Raw genomic sequence first — 1,485 nt, 5'->3', positions numbered from 1 at the left:
GCGACAATGACGGACAACAGCATCATCGCAGCCTGTCCGAGCAGCTCGCCACGACGTCTTCCACAACCGGCGAGACAGGCCATGCAGCATATGACTCCCCCGATCAGCACGGCCGACACACCCACCGCCAGCATCAGCCATGGCAGCCTCCCCTCCCCAGCCTCACCGTCGAGTACCTCGAAGCAGACGATCATCGCCAGCCATAGGGCCGCACTCAGTGGAAGCAGCCTCCAGTCCCTGCTCCCCTGTTCTCGGTCCGCCGGCCACGGGTTCCTTGCCCGGAGACGCATCACCGCACCGCCAATTGTCCACGCATGGCGTTCAAGGTCTTCATGCCGATGCCTGGCACGTCGAGCAAGTCGTCCACGCTGGAAAAGCGACCATGCTCGTTTCGATAGTCGACAATGCGCTGGGCGATCACCGGACCGATGCCTTTCACGGCATCCAACTGTGCGACGCCGGCGGTGTTGATATCCACCAACCCGTCATCGACGGAAGGATCCGCCGGCGTCGCCGACCCCTGCACGTCATCCGACGCATCGGCAGCCACGGACTGGTCGGATGATTCCGACGGACTGGACGCCACCGGCGCCTCAACGGTCGCATTCGTCGCGTCAACCCTCATGTTGCCCGCCTGGATCAGCAACAGGGTGAGGCTCGCCGCCAGCGCCGCCACCAGCAGCAGCATGATGACGACGCCATGAACCATGTTGATGCCGATTCTCGGCCTGGTCCGCATGCGTCCGGCGTTCATATCCGCCTGCAGGCATGCCGCGGCGTCGCGGTCCCGGACACCCGACAGGCGCGGGAGCAATGCGGGGCGGCGGCCGGCCTCGGGGGGCGGCGGAGGATGCAGCAGTTCCATGCATCCACGCTGCCCGACATTCCCGCGCGTGTCCAATGCGGTCTCGGATGTGGACGAATATGCCCGCGGCCTTGGAAATGAAGCGAACCCCACCCGATAGCGATCAGGTTGGGGTTCGCTTACAGCGCAACGAGCGCCGACGTTAACGACCGGAAACCGCCCTCCGCCCGTCGCGGCGCGTCATTCCGCCGGGACGATGGAGACGATCTTCGGCGCCTTGACGATCACCTTGCGCGGCGCCTTGCCCCCCAAACGGCTTGCCACAGCGTCAAGGGCCAGCTTTTCCAGTTCAGCCGGATCGATATCCGGCGAAACCTCGAGCTTGGCACGCACCTTGCCCTTGATCTGCACAACCGCCGTCACGGTATCCTGACCCACATAGCGCTCATCGGCCACCGGCCAGGGTTCGGCGGACAGCGATTCCTTGTGGCCAAGTCGACTCCACAGCTCCTCGCAGATATGCGGCGCGATCGGGGCGAGCATCAGGATCAGCGGCTCGACCGCGGAGCGCGGCGCGACAGGCAGTGACGTCAGATGGTTGTTGAGCACAATGAGCTTGGCGATGGCGGTGTTCGGGCGCATGCCCTCCATTTCCACCGTCACGTCGGCGATCGTGTTGT

At 64.7% G+C, this 1,485-nt stretch carries 3 protein-coding genes; all 3 read right to left on the bottom strand.

From position 1 onward, the window contains the following. Positions 1–194, bottom strand: a 194-nt coding sequence (locus B2994_RS03135; protein WP_291526933.1) for a hypothetical protein, incomplete at its 3' end; no start/stop codon positions are given. Between the two features lie 95 nt (positions 195–289). Continuing rightward, positions 290–865 (bottom strand): ComEA family DNA-binding protein, encoded by a 576-nt coding sequence (locus B2994_RS03130; RefSeq protein ID WP_291526932.1) that lies wholly within the window; start codon positions 863–865, stop codon positions 290–292. A 180-nt stretch (positions 866–1,045) separates the two neighbouring features. Then, positions 1,046–1,485, bottom strand: a 440-nt coding sequence (locus tag B2994_RS03125; protein ID WP_291526931.1) for a class I tRNA ligase family protein, incomplete at its 5' end; no start/stop codon positions are given.

The sequence above is a fragment of the Bifidobacterium sp. UBA744 genome, assembly GCA_002298605.1.
GTDB lineage: Bacteria > Actinomycetota > Actinomycetes > Actinomycetales > Bifidobacteriaceae > Bifidobacterium.
The sequence above is the reverse complement of the archived record's forward strand: the minus strand, read 5'-3'. Positions and strand labels throughout refer to the sequence as shown.